This is a genomic window from Fannyhessea sp., assembly GCF_986145555.1.
The window spans coordinates 1-16,368 of sequence record NZ_CFRCNA010000013.1; the positions used below are offsets into that span (position 1 = coordinate 1).

At 44.2% G+C, this 16,368-nt stretch carries 10 protein-coding genes and 1 tRNA gene; 2 read left to right on the forward strand and 9 right to left on the reverse strand.

Annotated elements, in window-relative coordinates; genetic code table 11:
- Nucleotides 1–243 precede the first annotated feature (243 nt).
- Nucleotides 244–320, reverse strand: a tRNA-Met gene (locus AC5GD6_RS03835).
- Between the two features lie 410 nt (nt 321–730).
- Between AC5GD6_RS03835 and AC5GD6_RS03840 the strand changes: the two genes are divergently transcribed.
- Nucleotides 731–1,519 (forward strand): gamma-glutamyl-gamma-aminobutyrate hydrolase family protein, encoded by a 789-nt coding sequence (locus tag AC5GD6_RS03840; RefSeq protein ID WP_420027825.1) that lies wholly within the window; start codon nt 731–733, stop codon nt 1,517–1,519.
- 190 nt (nt 1,520–1,709) lie between these two features.
- Here AC5GD6_RS03840 and AC5GD6_RS03845 read toward each other — a convergent pair whose 3' ends face one another.
- From AC5GD6_RS03845 to AC5GD6_RS03855, 3 genes are all read right to left on the reverse strand, one after another.
- Nucleotides 1,710–3,269, reverse strand: coding sequence for an aminotransferase class I/II-fold pyridoxal phosphate-dependent enzyme (locus AC5GD6_RS03845; RefSeq protein WP_491846270.1), 1,560 nt, complete (start codon nt 3,267–3,269; stop codon nt 1,710–1,712).
- Between the two features lie 232 nt (nt 3,270–3,501).
- Nucleotides 3,502–4,713: an FprA family A-type flavoprotein gene (locus tag AC5GD6_RS03850; RefSeq protein WP_491846271.1), complete on the reverse strand. Its 1,212-nt coding sequence runs from the start codon at nt 4,711–4,713 to the stop codon at nt 3,502–3,504.
- Between the two features lie 153 nt (nt 4,714–4,866).
- Complete coding sequence (locus tag AC5GD6_RS03855; protein ID WP_276777196.1) at nt 4,867–6,348, reverse strand: branched-chain amino acid transport system II carrier protein; 1,482 nt, start codon at nt 6,346–6,348, stop codon at nt 4,867–4,869.
- A 292-nt stretch (nt 6,349–6,640) separates the two neighbouring features.
- On the opposite strand from AC5GD6_RS03855, the gene AC5GD6_RS03860 reads away from it, so the two are divergent.
- Complete coding sequence (locus tag AC5GD6_RS03860; RefSeq protein ID WP_491846272.1) at nt 6,641–8,029, forward strand: exonuclease/endonuclease/phosphatase family protein; 1,389 nt, start codon at nt 6,641–6,643, stop codon at nt 8,027–8,029.
- 191 nt (nt 8,030–8,220) lie between these two features.
- Here AC5GD6_RS03860 and AC5GD6_RS03865 read toward each other — a convergent pair whose 3' ends face one another.
- The 5 genes from AC5GD6_RS03865 to AC5GD6_RS03885 form a co-directional block, all read right to left on the reverse strand.
- Nucleotides 8,221–10,164 (reverse strand): NAD(+) synthase, encoded by a 1,944-nt coding sequence (locus AC5GD6_RS03865; RefSeq protein ID WP_491846273.1) that lies wholly within the window; start codon nt 10,162–10,164, stop codon nt 8,221–8,223.
- Nucleotide 10,165: 1 nt separating this feature from the next.
- Nucleotides 10,166–12,709, reverse strand: coding sequence for a tRNA (adenosine(37)-N6)-threonylcarbamoyltransferase complex transferase subunit TsaD (gene tsaD, locus AC5GD6_RS03870; protein WP_491846274.1), 2,544 nt, complete (start codon nt 12,707–12,709; stop codon nt 10,166–10,168).
- Nucleotides 12,710–12,721: 12 nt separating this feature from the next.
- Nucleotides 12,722–13,252 (reverse strand): tRNA (adenosine(37)-N6)-threonylcarbamoyltransferase complex ATPase subunit type 1 TsaE, encoded by a 531-nt coding sequence (tsaE, locus tag AC5GD6_RS03875; RefSeq protein ID WP_061102675.1) that lies wholly within the window; start codon nt 13,250–13,252, stop codon nt 12,722–12,724.
- Nucleotides 13,253–13,323: 71 nt separating this feature from the next.
- Entirely contained in the window at nt 13,324–14,481 is a 1,158-nt protein-coding gene (gene alr, locus AC5GD6_RS03880) for an alanine racemase (protein WP_416428517.1), read from the reverse strand.
- A 193-nt stretch (nt 14,482–14,674) separates the two neighbouring features.
- Complete coding sequence (locus AC5GD6_RS03885) at nt 14,675–16,270, reverse strand: NAD(P)H-hydrate dehydratase (protein ID WP_491846275.1); 1,596 nt, start codon at nt 16,268–16,270, stop codon at nt 14,675–14,677.
- Between the last annotated feature and the right edge of the window lie 98 nt (nt 16,271–16,368).

Genomic DNA, 16,368 nt, shown 5'->3' on the forward strand with positions numbered 1-16,368 from the left:
CAAGAAAAAACAAAAATGTTAAAAAATTTGGGTTGGCCAAACCAAATTAACAAGAGGCCGCCCCCCCCCCCCCCGCATTATTTGTCAAGCTTTTATATATTGTTTTGTGAATACTTTATGAATTTATTGCTCGAGTTCGTGTGCACACATTACGAAAAGTAGTTGAGAATGATGAGATACGTTTTATGAAAGGTGTTCAAAATATAATAAAAAAACCACCCGTAAGGGTGGCTTGAAATCAAATGGTCGCGGGGGCTGGACTTGAACCAACGACCTCCGGGTTATGAGCCCGGCGAGCTACCAAACTGCTCCACCCCGCACTATATGATAAGAACCTTAAAGTTATGATAGGTTCCCATGCGCAAGATATAAATATACGTTCTTTTATAGAACATGTCAACACTTACTAAAGCACAACACACTTCACCATATAACTCCTACATTTCATGTATGCACCGTGCATATACGGGACATCTATTCACTTAGATACTACAATACGCACAAACATACATACGTGCTAACATGCTCCCATCGTGAATTACTGATGATTTTTATTCGCGTGTGCGCAAGATAGACCCTCTATAAACTCTTACGAATTTCTAATGAACTATAACCAATATATTTCAAAATAACAAATTTTTTATGGGGAAGTATTTTCATTTATATACTTATTAGAATAAGTTCAAGTTCATAGTATAAGGAAACTATTATTATAAGGAAGCTATACGTCATGCAATACCATAAAGAGACAAACCACTCCCCTATCTCAACATGCGCTCATGAGCGTATGCCTCGTATAGGCATTACTACCAGAAACCTTTGCGCAACAGATGAATACGCAGCGCTGGGCGTTTATATTCGTGCTATTAGTGCATGTGGTGCGGCACCCATGCTTTTACCAGTAACAAGTGATGCTGCTGTGATAGACGCATACCTTGAAGCCGTTGACGCCATACTCATTACAGGAGGCGACGATGTTAATCCTGCGCTCTATCATGAAGAAGCACTTGCGCAAACGCAACTGCCCCACGACGACCTTGATACCTACGAAGTTTTGCTTATTTCTAAAGCAGTTGAACTTGATAAGTGCGTCTTTGGAATTTGTCGCGGTATTCAGATTATGAACTGCGTGTTTGGAGGAACACTGTATCAGGATATTCCCACGCAATTGCCTAACGCTCATACACACAGTATGCGCCCGCCTTATTTTAAGCCGTGGCACACCGTATCAATTGTACAAACCACTCCTTTGGCAAAGCTTTGGGAAGAGCAAATCTTGCTTACGCATAACCATGTTGGTGTAAATAGTAGACATCATCAAGCGCTTAAGGATTTAGGTACAGGCTTTGTTCCCATGGCGTTTTCTGATGATAATCTTATCGAAGCAGTGTATATGCCTGATAAAACCTTTGTTCAGGCTGTTCAGTGGCACCCTGAACTTATGTGCTTTGAGTATCCAGAACATATGCAGCTTATCCAAAACTTTGTAAATGCCGCGCGAGATCATATGGATGTATAGGCGCTTAGGCGCAAACGACAAGGCAGCAGACACGCGTATAGGCGTGCAAACATGCAGTCGCACATACAGACGCATAAACCCAAACTAACCAACAAAACCGGGCTCAAGGCCCGGTTTTTTGTTGAGCGATATCCCGCGTTATCGTTAGTACGTACGTTATTTGAGCGTAAACGCGCTTACAGCGATATATTTATTGATGATACGAAGTTAAAAAGTCGGCAATTTTGCCAAGAGCGTCGGAAAGTGTTTGCAAACGTGGCAAATATACAATTCTAAAATAACCTGGAGTTTCCCAGTTGAAACCTTTTCCGTGCACGATAAGCACGCGTTTCTCGCGCAACAAGTCAAGCGCAAATTGTTCATCATCGCTGATATTAAACTTTTTCTTATCGAGGTGAGCAAACATATAAAACGCGGCGTCGGGTTTTACTACCGAAACACCTTCCATGTTGCAAAGAGCGTTATATGTAAATTCGCGCTGTTCGTAAACACGTCCACCTGGGGCAATATAATTTTCTACGCTTTGATATCCACCCAAAGCTGTTTGAACAATAGACTGTGCAGGAACGTTTGAACACAGGCGCATGTTTGAAAGCATGTTAATGCCCATAATGTAGTCGCGTGCGATTGATTTATTTCCCGAAAGCGTCATCCATCCAATACGATATCCTGCAATCATATGCGATTTTGAAAGGCCGCTAAACGTAACACAGAACAAATCGGGCGCAAGCGAGGCAATTGAAATATGCTTTTTATTGTCCATAACAAGTCGGTCATAAATTTCATCAGAGAAGATCATCAAATTGAACTCACGCGCAAGTTCAACAATATCTTCCAGTACTTCGCGTGAATACAGAACGCCGGTAGGATTATTGGGGTTGATAATAACAAGAGCCTTGGTACGAGGCGTAATTTTAGAGCGCATATCGTTAATATCAGGATACCAATGAGCCTGTTCGTCGCACAGATAATGAACTGCAGTACCACCAGCAAGCGTTGCACACGCGGTCCACAATGGATAATCGGGACTAGGAACCAAAATTTCGTCGCCGGTGTCCAATAATGCCTGCATAGAAAGGTTAATAAGCTCGGATACACCATTTCCCGTGTAAATATCTTCCATCGAAACGTTGGGAATGCCACGGAGCTGATCGTATTGCATGATGGCTTTACGTGCAGAAAAAAGTCCACGACTATCAGAGTAGCCTTCGCAATCGGTTAATTGCTGACGCATATCGTAAATAACTTCATCAGGCGCTCTAAATCCAAACGGCGCAGGGTTTCCGATATTAAGCTTAAGTACGTGAACACCGCTTGCTTCCATACGATATGCTTCATCTACCACAGGGCCGCGCACATCATACAAAACGTTATCGAGCTTGGACGATTTCTTAAAGCTACGGCGAGGTTTTTTAGGTTTCGGTGTATGAATGGAAGTTGCAGCGGCATGGGAATGCCCTACATGAGAGCTACTCTGTGCCGTATGCAAGCTATCTTGCATGTTGGAAGCTTTGGGTGAAGGCGCGTTTAAAAGATCATCGGCAGTACAGTTAAGCAACTGAGCAAGCGTTTGAACCATATCATAGCGAGGAAGCGACTTGCCACTTACATACTGGCTCAGCTGACTTTTTCCAAGCTTAACATCCCTTTGACGTGCACGTTCAATGAGATCAACTTGGCGAAAACCTGATTGTTTCATAAAATGTACCAATTGTTGCGTAAATACTGGCGTAACGAGAGATGTATTCATGGTAGTGCTCCCCTCATAGGTGCAACACAGCACCTTACCTACAAGACTCTAAGGTGTCGTACAGCCTTTGTGCAGAGACAACGAACATTAAGCTTACACAACGGTGCATCATACAACGCCATACAAAAACCCTGAGCTCAAATTGAACTCAGGGTCTATTGTACTACAAGGTTCAATTTATAACCATCTAAAATGAACTTTTATTGAACTTGTATGCACCATGCACCAAAGGCTAGGCGTGCTCATTCACCGCTAATACAAGCGCATCGGCAAGTTTCTCCAGCTCAGTGAGGGTATCTTCTTTGGGCGCAGAATGAATCGTTACGCGCGGTTCTAGAATCGTGATGTTTTTAAGACTTTCAAGCTCTTTAGCCATCAATGAGCCTGACAAAGGACCCCAGGTACCATTTTCGATAAGACCAACACAGCGATTACGCAAATTATGCGTTTTGATATCGTGTAGCAAAAAATGCATGCGATCAAAAACCCCTAAATTATACGTTGCCGCAGCAAATACCCATGTAGAATACTCAAAAGCACGGGAAAGCATTTCGGATAAATCGGTTTTTGATACATCAAACACACGTACGTTTCTTATGCCTTTTTCTGAAAGCTTTACCGACAGAATATCCGCCGCATTTTCGGTTCCGCTATACACAGAACCGTAAAATATAGCAACTGAATTGGTTTCGGGTGTATACGTAGACCATTTTTCATAACGATCAATAAGCATATTAAAATCTTGTCTCCACACAAAGCCGTGCAAAGGACAAATATATGAAATATCTAAACGAGAGGCTTTCTTTAACAGTGCATGTGTTTGTGGACCGTATTTCCCCACAATATTGGTGTAGTACCTGCGCGTTTCATCTGACCAATCCTTTTCCCAGTTTACTTCATCGGCAAAAAGGCTACCGTGCATAGCACCATATGCACCAAACGCATCGGCAGCAAAAAGCACATGATCAGTTGTGTCATAGGTTACCATTACTTCTGGCCAATGAACCATAGGAGCCATAATGAAGCGCAAAACGTGTTTGCCAAGCGACAATGTGTCACCTTCTTTAACCACAACCGCTCGACTTTGAACGTCAAAATCGTAAAACTGTTCCATCATACGAAATGCCTTTTGCGTGGCAACAATTTTCATATCAGGAAATTTTTCGGCTAAATACGGAATAGCCGCACAGTGATCGGGCTCCATATGATCAACTACCATATAATCAAGGGGTCTACCGTTTAATACATGATCTAGATTGTCGTGAAACTGATGCTCTACCGCTGCATCAATGCCGTCCATAAGACAGGTTTTATTGTCCATGATGACATAATTGTTATACGACATTCCTGCAGGTACACGATAGGTGTTTTCAAAAAGTTCAAGACGACGATCTTGCGCACCTGTCCACCAAATATCATCTACCACCTTACGCACGTTATACATACGTATCCTCCCTTATACCACCTGCGCAACAAGAGGCGACACAGAATGGTGTGAGTTGAATAAGACAAAGTATCAGTGCGCTTAAAAACCCTCTCCAGCTTTCAACCGCATTGCATATAGCAATTATATAACCATAAAAGCAAGTTTTAGAAATTACAGCGTTGAACGCCGAACATAAGCGCGAGCTTGTTGGAATACATATGTACAGATAAATGCCAGCAAAGTAATGATCGTCCATTCAAGATGCAAATCGGCGAGTGGTACAAAATCAAATGGAAGTGTAAATGTTGTAAAGAACATATCGCGAATTACCACGATACTTGTCTCGAGCGCACATACTAAACAGGCAATTTGATAAGGTAACCAGGTATCAGGAGGCAGCGTGGCGCGTTTTCTCTTAGTGTAGGAGGTAATGAGAGCCATTGCGATGATACAAACCGCCAACGGGTACATAATCGTTAAAATTTGTACAGAATAATTTAATATTGCAGATAATCCAACATTAGCCAAAACAAACGAAACAAAACATACCGCACGTAGAGCCCAGCGAAAGCGTGGACCTTCACTTGTCTTGGCAAAATATTCACCTGCCGCACACGAAAGTGTCATACATACGTTTAGACACGCAATAGTAAAAATTGCAGCTACAATTAAGGAACCCCATGAACCAAATTGAAATGCTGCAGCAGATGCAATAATGGAAGCGCCTTGATCGAAGTGTTGAGTTGTTCCCGACATACACCTACCAACAAAGGCAAAACCTGCATATATGCACATCATAAGTGCACCAGCTATGCAGCCTGATTTTATAACTTGACGAACAACAGCTTCTTGCTTGGTAATACCTTGCTCTTTAATGTAAGGAATTAAAATAGAGCCAAAGATAAATGCTCCAAAAACATCCATGGTTTGATAGCCACAAATAAAACCTTGCGCAAACGAATAAAGCCCTGATTCTAAAGCGTTTGAATGTTCAACAATAACATGCTGCTGTGAAAAGGCTGAAAAAGAATTAACAATCTGAGGTGGTGTACTTGGACGCTGAAAGAAAAACGAACCAATAAGTGTAAGCATAAGAATCAATAAGCATGGTCCCGAAATTTTTCCCATGATATTTGTTAAACTGCCTGGATGAACTGCACAGCTGTAAGCAATAGCAAAGAACAGCGCGGAAAACAATATCAACATGAATGCACTCACAAGTACATCTATATGTGTAGCAGCTACCTGAGCCTGACCAACTAATGAACACGCAGCTGTACACACGACAGATAAGGGAGCTACAAGCCCCTGCATCAATGGTTTAGTCATTTCATATGCACATGCGGCGGTACGCGGCACTATCATGCAAGGACCTAATGTTAAAAATACTAAAAGCGTAAAAATTTTGCTAAAAAGAGGTGAAATATGCATTGAGATTGTAGCAGGAGATCCCACCAAACATAACGCAATAAGTGCCAGCATTGGCAATCCAACACCCGAAATGAAAAAACCAGCAAGTACCCATAGGACATCACGACCTGCGTTAGCTCCTATATAAGGTGCAAGAATAAGATTTCCAGCACCAAAATACATAGCAAACAAAGCTGTTGCTATTACAAATGTTCTCCGTACATCACGAAATGAAAAGTTCAAAACCCTACCCTACTCTTTACCTACAAATAAAATCATTGATACATATACAAACTAAGCGCAGACTATACCTCATTACTTTAAGCGAGTAATAGTGTTATTCCCAATTTTGCAGTGAACACTCGCGAAGGCGCTTACTACACATAAGTGCATGATTGAGCTGCTCTACCAACGTGCAAAAGTACGCTACAATAATGCGAAAGTAATTGTATCGTAAAACTAATTATTTATAATAGTTGTTATGGTGCTACAACAAATGTGCTCATCTCTGTGTTTTGGACATAAAGGAGCAAGTATGAAAGACCAAACATATAATCGAGACGATTCTGATACGCGTGTAGGCGCTTCTGAAGAAGATAATTCTCTCGAACAACAGCCAGAAGCTTCAACTGAACAAGCAATGCAAGAGATAAGCATGTCTCATGCAGAAAGTTCAGCTCATATAACAAGTACTTCGCTTTTGCATAAAAGTGTTTTCAAAAATCTTGCTGAACAAACCAAAGAAAAGACACACCACAAGAATTATAAGCATCATAAAGCTTTTTCGATCGTTAAGGCAGTTGTATATCTAGTAATACTTGTTGTTGTCCTTGTAGCGCTTGCATTTGCTGGGTATGCCGCCTATCTTGAAAGTCATTATTCGCGCATCGCCGATAATAAAATGCTTAAAATTGAAAGTCCACGCACGGATTTGCAAGGTGATCAGCCTCAACAAGTGTCCTATGACACCACCTATACACTTACTACGTATAACGTAGGTTTTGGTGCATATACGCCCGATTATACCTTCTTTATGGATAAAGGCGTTATGAAGGATGGCACGCCTAAACAAGGGACTCATGGCAAGGCAGTAAGCCTAGAAAGCGTAGAAGCCGCAACTCAAGGATCCATTGCAACGATTGCTCAAGCGGCAAATGGCTCCGCGCCCGACTTTATGTTCTTTCAAGAGATCGACACCGATTCCGATAGAAGTTATCACGTTAACCAAGTAAAGGCGGTTAAAGATACGTTTTCTACCTACGAGTCGAGTTTTGCGTCTAATTTCCATTCGGGCTTTCTTGCCTACCCCTTACACGATATGCACGGAAAAGTTAATTCGGGAATTCTTACGTTGTCGCGCGTTAACATGATAAATTCTATTCGCAGAAGCTATTCTGTTACCACTGATTTCCCTGATAAATACTTTGATTTAGATAGATGTTTTCAAATTACACGCTATACGCTTCCCGATAAACATTCGCTGGTGCTCATCAATTCGCATATGTCGGCCTACGATAAGGGCGGAAAATTTAGAGCAGCACAGCTTAAGATGCTTACCGACACACTTGTCAGCGAGTATGCAAAGGGCAATTATGTGATTGCAGGCGGTGATTGGAATCACGCTCTGTGCGATTCTCTGGAGCTTTATCCAAGCGAGCAAGGTATTCCCGATTGGGTGAAACCGCTTAATGCAAGTGACCTTCCACAAGGCTTTACCTGCGTGGCAGCGGATAATTTATCGGAAGTTCCCACGTGTAGAGGCGATGATATTGCCTACGAAAAAGGTGTAACGTATACCACAACCGTAGACGGTTTTATTGTTTCAAATAATGTTGAAGCACAAGCGCATAATATAGATACGGGGTTTGCAACCAGTGACCATAATCCCGTTCTTCTAACGTTTAAGCTCAAAGCTGGTGCGTAAGCTAGGATAAAGGTGCTTAAATCGCCTTAGAAGTACTCCATGAGTACGTTAGTTAATGCGTATACAAAAAGCGCTCAAGCACAAAGCTTGAGCGCTTATTTGTTTTGTATGGATAGCTTTACACACCTGCGCGTTGTCGCTTGGCACGCGAATTAAATATGTGTTTTAACGTGTTGTACGTCTTGTGAACACTATTCAAAAGATTGCAATTCGCGAAGCCAATCGGTACAAAGTGCATCAGAAGGCATTCTAAAGTCGCCGCGCGGAGAAAGGGCGCACGATCCAACTTTGGGTCCATCGGGTAAACAGCTACGCTTAAACTGTTGACTAAAGAACCTGCGATAAAACGTTTTAAGCCACATAAGGATCGTTTTTTTATCGTAGCTATCTGCAAAAGCTACCTGCGCCAAGCGAAAGACCTTTGAAGGCCTAAAACCACGTCTTAAGACTTGATACAAGAAAAAGTCATGAAGCTCATATGGACCAACTAAATCCTCGGTCTTTTGTGCGATGGTACCATCATCATGTGCTGGTAAAAGCTCGGGCGACACCGGCGTAGCCAAAATATCAAGTAATACATCTTGTAAATCTTGTGATTCATCAAAAGACGTAGAACAGCTATGGACAACGTGCGCAACTACGTGACGAACAAGTGTTTTAGGAACGCCAACATTAACAGCATACATCGACATGTGGTCACCATTGTAGGTTGCCCAACCAAGCGCAAGCTCGGACAAATCACCAGTACCAATTACCAGCGCACCTTCCTGATTGGCAATGTCCATAAGAATCTGTGTGCGTTCACGCGCTTGAGAATTTTCGTACACAACATCTTTGTCGTGAACATCGTGGGCAATATCTTCAAAATGCTGTAAAACAGCTGCAGAAATGGGAATTTCTTTGAGCGTTGCATGAAGGACATCAGCTAAAACAGCTGCATTACCATGAGTTCTTTCGGTAGTACCAAAACCTGGCATGGTAACCGCTATAATACCTGCGCGATCAAGCCCTATCATATCAAAGGCGCGCGCACATACCAGAAGCGCAAGCGTTGAATCAAGGCCGCCCGATACACCAAGCACAACAGTTTTTGCATGCGTATGTAAAAGCCGCTTGGCAAGGCCGTGAGCCTGAATAGAAAGTACATCTTCGGCACGGGCGGAGAGCTCGGCAGTTTGAGCAGGTACAAAGGGGTGCGGATCAATAAAACGTGTAAGCGTACAGGGGCGCACCTGCAGGTCAAATGAGGTGATCACATACGTTTTTATGGCGGCAATAGTGCTGGTAAACGTAGACGTACGACGACGTTCCTGATCAAGCATGTCTACATCTATCTCGGTAGAAACACCTGCATGTGAAAATGGCTTACTTTCAGCCAGGAGCGTGCCGTTTTCGGCAATAAGATTATGCGAAGAAAACACCAAATCTTGAGTTGACTCCGTCCACCCAGCACAGGCATATACATATCCTGCTATCAAATGAGCGCTTTGATTGGTAACTAAATTACGACGATATGCGCACTTGCCAATTTGTGCATCTGATGCGGACAAATTGCAGATAATCGTTGCACCAGCTAAAGCATGAGCAATAGAGGGCGGACAAGGTGTCCAAAGATCTTCGCAAATTTCTACAGCAACCGCTAACTGAGGTACAGAACTGCAGGTAAAAAGTTGATTCATGCCAAAAGGAACATGAGAAAACGATGCAAAATTGATATACACTACCTCGTGCTCACCCGGTGTAAAATGGCGCAGCTCGTAAAACTCGTTATAGGTTGGAAGCGCGTGTTTTGGAACAATACCCAAAAGACGCCCATGATGAAAAACAATTGCACAGTTATAAAGGTTAGATCTCACCGAAACAGGTGCACCCACTACGATAAGGGCATCGAGGTCAGCGCAGGCTTGTATTAAGCGTTCTACGCCTTGTTGAGCCTCGGTGATAAGTTGTGCTTGCCAGAACAAATCTTCGCAGGTATATCCTGTTATGCTTAGCTCAGGCAACACAATAAGGCGTGCCTCATCGTCGCGGTAAGCACTTAAAATTTCTTCATAGCATGCTGCAACATTTTCTGAAACACATCCCACCTGTACATGCGGCGAGCGTGTAGCAACCTTTATAAAACCGTCTTTCATACTAGTGTGAGGCTCCTTTACCTGTGCCGTGAGGAAAACGTTTAGGAGGCCAGTTAGGCGATACGCAAGGCTGTGCCAAACAAGACCAATCACCAAACTTAGAATTAGGATTTGCGTCTAGTGAAAAGTCGGCAAAGATGCCTGCGCGCCAATTCCTTAGTGCAACCAGGGCAATCATGGCGCCGTTATCACCGCAAACAACCATCGGTGGAACAGTTACACGTATGCCTTTTTTGGTAAACGCCTCGATATAAGCATCGCGTAGCTCTTTATTAGCAGCAACTCCGCCGCCCACGCAAAAATCGCGCGCACCCGTTTGCTTAAGTGCTTCGTAGGCTTTTGCAACTTGAACATCTATGATAGCTGCCTCAAACGAAGCCGCAAGATCGGGTAAATTGATGGGTCTACCTGCTTGATTTTCGTGCTCAATATAGGTAATAACCGAAGTTTTTAAGCCTGAAAGCGAAAAACTATAATCGTGCGAATGAAGCATTGCACGCGGAAAATGAATTGCTCGTTTATTACCTTTAGCGGCGAGTTTAGAAATAATAGGACCACCTGGATAGCCTAAGCCCAAAGCTTTTGAAACCTTGTCAAAAGCCTCCCCTACTGCGTCGTCAATCGTTGCTCCTAAAATTTCGTAGACGCCCCATGCTTTAACATGAACGAGCAACGTATTTCCACCCGACACCAACGATGCAATAAACGGCGGCTTAAGGTCGTTTGTTTCGTACAGATTTGCAAGCATATGCCCTTCGAGGTGGTTTACTGCAATAAGTTTAAGATGAGCACCTGCTGCCAAGCCTTTTGCAAAAGCGACACCAACAACCAACGCGCCAACAAGACCAGGGCCTGCCGTTACTCCTACAGCTGAAAGATCCTGCGGAACCAAAGTATCAAGACCGAGCTTTTCACCAGCTTGTTGCATAACTTCTTCAAATACACCAACAATAGCTTCTACATGCTTACGTGAAGCAATTTCGGGAACAACACCACCAAAACGTGAATGAAAATCAAGCGAAGTTGCAACTACATTCGCAAGTACTTCACCATGGGAATCAATGATAGCAAGACCTGTTTCATCGCAGGAAGATTCAATAGCTAAGATAAGATCACCAGCATGCTTAAGCGCGTCTAGGCCCGCTTGCGAGCGCGCTGCAGCACATATGGGCCACGGGCGCACAGAAGCGGCAGGACGTGCCTGTTCTTTTTTGTGAAGGGACGTGGTGTCAAGAGGCAAAGCTGCACGAAGCACAAGTGCATCGTGACCTTTTCCGTAATAATCTTTTCGCGTTGCAATGCGTGTAAATCCAAGTTTGTTATACAGTGCACAAGCAGGCGCATTATCTGCTTCTACCTCAAGCGAAACCGACGTACAACCATACATTTGGCCGTCGTAGGCTACACGCTCAAGCAGGCGCTCGCCAATATGGTTTCTTCTGCGCGCTTTGGCAACGGCAATATCGCTGATTTGAAACTCGTCACCCGATAGAACTGCTCCTGCAAATCCAATAATATCTGCTTCGTCATGAGCAACCCACCACGAACGATTGGGCTGGCTTAACTCGTCTGCAAACATCTGCTCGGTCCAGGGCGTATGATGTGTTTGAGCATGACAAGCCTTTTCGAGCGCGGAGACACTTTGTACATCGTTTACCGACATAGGACGCAACTGACAATGAAGACCTGCTAGTTCATCGTTTACACCTGTTGTTTGTACCTGAGCAGGCTCTTTCATGCCAAGCCTTTGACGCTCGTGCTCTTCGGCATCGGAAAGACGTGTGTACACAGGAAGCACCAAAGCAGGATCTCCGCTTTTAAGCTGGTTGTGAGCAAGCGCATAAACATAGGCTTGTATAAGACCGCTTCCACTTGGATGCCACAAAGACTCATCCGCAATACGAGTAAGACCTGCACCTTTAAAGAGATCTAAGTACTTAGTAAACGCATCTCCCGAGAAGAGAAGTTCATCTTTATCGGCGCGCGCGCAAAATTCTTGGACGGCGACATCGGCTTTTACAACGCGCTCAAGCGCAAACGTGCGCAAAGCGCCTTCTTCGCATAAATCATAAATTCCGGGGTAAACTTCTTTTCTCATGGCATCGGCTACCACAGCAACGCGACCTCTTACCCCTTTAAGCCACATATTCCATGCAACACTATCAAGCGTTGATACACCGTACAATTTTTTGCCCATACCGCAAGAAAGACCCTTTGCGGTAGCAATGCCAATTCTCACGCCCGTAAATGAGCCAGGGCCTCGTCCAACTATAACTGCGTCAACAGCGTCAAGCGATGTATGCGCACTATCCAAGCAGCTAAGCATGGTATTAACAAGCTCTACATTTGCACGACGACGGCATAGGTGGTCTTGCGCGTGAACATCAACTACCTTAAAAGATGCGTTCTGCGGAAGAGAGCTTTCCTTTTCTGCATTAATTGAAGCGGGTGAATCCAAAACAACACGCGCGGTTGCGCAGGCAAGCATATCGGTAGATGTATCAAAAGCAACTACATGGCACGATTTTTGAGTAGCAAAATTCATAGAGTTCACTCCTTACGCACAAAAATGCGAACTTATCTGGTCGACAAGGTGGTGCATATGGTCATTATGTGCAATAAAGCTAATTTGACGAGGCGGTTCTTCCATAGTGTGGCCGTCTTGGGATAAGCGTGTAATTACAACGTCCATACGATCTGGACCAATTTCATCAACAAATTGTTCGCCCCACTCGATAACGCATGGGCCGTCTGAATCCAAAACATCGTACAAACCAGTATCTTCTAGTTGTTCGGGGGTGCTCAGACGATACAGATCAAAGTGATACAAAGGCATATGTGCACCTTCGTACACCATTTCAATGGTAAATGTTGGGCTGGTAACATCGTCAGTAATCTGCATACCTGCAGCGATGCCTTTTGTCAGCTGAGTTTTTCCCGCGCCCAAATCACCCGTTAAAATAAGAACATCACCTGCAGAAAGAAGCGTTCCAAGCAACGTACCCAAGGCTTGCGTTTGCTCTGTGGACACCGTAATAAACGTTCCTGGCGATGTCATATGTATAGACGAACAGATGTTCTTATCCATTGAGATCCCTCCCCGGGATATATGAGCATAAAAGTTACACGGTATAAACTATGTAACAATTATAGCCATTCTTAGAGGTAGACTCGCTCTAAGCGTAAGGAGAAATCACAAAGAACTTCGTAATTGATGGTGTTACGCAAAGCTGCGAGTTCATCGGCACTGATGTATTCTGCGCCATCCTCGCCTAATACGGTAACCACATCACCGCGCTCAATGGGCTCAAAGCCTTGGGGATGGGCAAGCGTTTGAAGCGGATACGCAAACATACACTGATCCATACAGATACGACCAACCTGATGAACACGCTGTCCTTTAACTAACACATCCATTTTGTTAGACAAGCTGCGCGAAAGACCATCAGCATAGCCAAGTGGAATGGTTGCAATTTGTAGGTGAGGATCGCTTACACGATAGGTCATGCCATAACTGACACCGTCGCCAATACGAGGCTCAATCGCACGCACAACACGCGCTTTTACCGACATAACAGGCGAAAGCTCAAGACGAGAAACCGTAGCTTCGCTAGGATGAAGACCGTAGAGACCAATGCCTACACGACACATATCAAACTGTAGTTCGGGATGTAAAATAGTTGCCGCGGTACTATTGCAATGAATAAGACCCGTATAAAATCCGGCTGCATGTAACTCACGTATTGCATCTGAAAACACCTGATACTGACGTCTAAAATCCCAGTCGCCTTCGATATCAGCTGTAGCAAAATGTGTTGAAGTTCCAATACAACTAATTCCTCGATGAAAATCTATAGTGTGACGAAATTCTACCGCATCGCTTGCAGCAACCCCAACGCGTGTCATTCCCGTGTCAAGAGCCATGTGATATTTTCCAACGGTATTATGCGCAACACAGCGTTCGCCATATGCAAGGACAAATTCTGTGGTATAGATAGTAGGAATAAGCGAATACTCAATAAGGTCATCAATTGCCGTTTCGGGAGGCTCGCTGAGCAGAACAATTGGCTGAGTGATACCAGATTTTCTAAGCGCAATCCCCTCGTCAACCGTTGCCACCGCAAATTGATTTGCACCAGCCGAGCTCATAGCGCGCGCACACGCGGCGGCTCCATGACCGTATGCATCAGCCTTAACGACGCACATAAGCCTTACTGATGGGTTAAGCAATTTCTTAAATGTACGAACGTTACGACGAAGCGCGGAAAGGTTGATCTCCACCCATGACCATCTGTTTTTAGGACCTATCTCCTGCATTTACTATCCTTTTACTATCCTTTGCCAAAATCTTGCAATATACGTTGTAATATCGCGGCACAGCATGAAATTCGTGTGAAAACCCACATTGTGCTCATTGAGCAAAAACACATGAGCTTGCGTGTATGCTTTGTATGAACAGATAACGTACGTTTTCATATACGTCATATAAGATCTATAAACGTATCAAAACTTAAACCTGCGAAAAAGAATCACCAAAATCTTGTGCAGCAAGCCCAATATAGTTCAGTAAATCATGTGCCATAACTGCGGTTTCACCAAATTTCTTTTGTGCTAATAGGGCGGAAGCGCCGTGCAACTCGCATGCATACGAAGCAAGCAACACCAACTCTTCGTTAGTGACATGTGATTGAGCCAAAAGCGACGCGGTTATACCTGCCAAAACATCACCCGTACCAGCTGTTGCAAGACAGGCAGGACCTGGCTTTGGCAAAAGCGCAACATCGGTTGATACACATGCTGTTGCAGACGATTTTGCCATAACTACCAGCTCGGATCCGCCATCAGACCACACAATACGGCGTGCAGCTTCTAGCGTTGCACTCAGCGTAGAAAGAGGCTCTTTTTCAAGACCTACCAAGCGAGCAAGTTCTTTTCTATGTGGCGTTAAAATCAAAGGAGCATTACGGCGTATCAGCTCGGGGAATTTATCAAGCTTGTTGCCCGTAAGGCGAGCAATACAGTTAAGGCCATCTGCGTCAACTACAAGCGGAACATTTGACGTTAACAAAGCCGATACAATGCTTACCGTGTGCGCATTTACTCGCATGCCCGGCCCTATAAGACACGCGTCAAATTTAGGCGCAAGTTGTGCAACTGCTTCACATGCAGCAGCCCCAAAAGTTCCTTCAGGGGAAGCAGGAAGTGCAAGAACAGGAATATCTAATAGATGAGATTGAGCAAGTGCGGCTATAGATTCTGGCACTGCAAGCGTTACATATCCAGCACCAGCACGTGCACACGCAGAAGCAGCCATAATAGCCGCTCCCGGAAAACGGGTAGAACCTGCAACAACCAATACCGTACCACGTGAATATTTATCGTGTGCCTTGGAGGGCTGTGGAATAACATCGGCATAATCATCAAAATCAACACGCCATGCAACAGGGTCGGCTTCGCGCACAAGATAATCGCTTTGTTCTGCTAAAGGAGCAACTACAATAGCGCCTACTACATCACGGGCATCATCGCATAAAAGTCCTGGTTTAAGCGCAATCATCGTAACCGTTAAATCGGCAATAATACAATTGCCCTGTTTAAGCCCTGTTTGCGCTGAAAGCCCGCTTGGAACATCAACAGCAACAACGCGTGCAGCAGATTCGTTAACACAGTCGATCCAAATAGAAAACGGCTCGTGAGCAAAACCGCGAAAGCCCGTACCAAACATAGCGTCGATAACAACATCGCTTTTAAAGAGCAGCTCTTCCAGCTCTTCGCGAGGAGGAGCAACAACCACTGCAACTCCTTGAGCCTCTGCTGACTTTGCACACACACGAATGAGGTCTGCTTGTAGCTCATCGGTTTCCACTGGAGTTACAACAGTAACGGTACAACCTTTTTTATGTAGATAACCAGCAGCTACCCAGCCATCTCCAGCGTTATTACCAAAGCCACACATAACGGTAACGGTTGAAACTTCTTTAAGCTCAACAACTTCTCTTCCTACAGCCAAGCCTGCACGGTGCATAAGTTCAGAAATACTTACGCCTACATCAGCTAAATGGTGCTCGACTTTTTTTATATCCTCAACATTGAGAACCGGTTGCATGAAACACTCCTATAAAACATGCCTGTACTTATACGTTTTACCACGTCATACGTATTGGGCTTTTGGTAAGCCCCATGCGCAAGACGACTACAATCCGT